This is a genomic window from Bradyrhizobium sp. Leo170 (assembly GCF_004296405.1).
Taxonomy (GTDB): Bacteria; Pseudomonadota; Alphaproteobacteria; order Rhizobiales; family Xanthobacteraceae; genus Bradyrhizobium.
In genome coordinates, this window is record NZ_PSRR01000913.1 from 1 (window position 1) to 347 (window position 347).

The 347-nt window shown below is 57.9% G+C and carries 1 pseudogene; it reads left to right on the top strand.

Going from position 1 to position 347, the window contains the following annotated elements:
- Positions 1-347 (top strand): annotated as a pseudogene (locus CWO89_RS46755) (transposase); the annotation flags it as partial.

Consider the following 347-nt stretch of genomic DNA (forward strand, 5'->3'; position numbering starts at 1 on the left):
CGCATCCACGGCGAACTGCTCAAGCTCGGGTTCGAGGTCGCGCAGTCCAGCGTCGCCAAGTACATGGTGAAGCGACGCGGGCCACCCAGCCAGGGATGGCGGATCTTCTTGCGTAATCACGCGCCGGACATTGCCGCCATGGATTTGTTCGTTGTTCCCACCATCGGTTTCGACCTGCTCTATGCATTTGTCATTGTCCGACTAGACCGCAGAGACCTGGTCTGGATCAACGTCACAGCAAATCCGACGGCGGAATGGGTTGCACGTCAAATAACAGAGGCATTTCCTTGGGATGAGGCTCCGCACTACCTCATCCGCGATCGCGACCGGATCTATGGCAGCCTTGT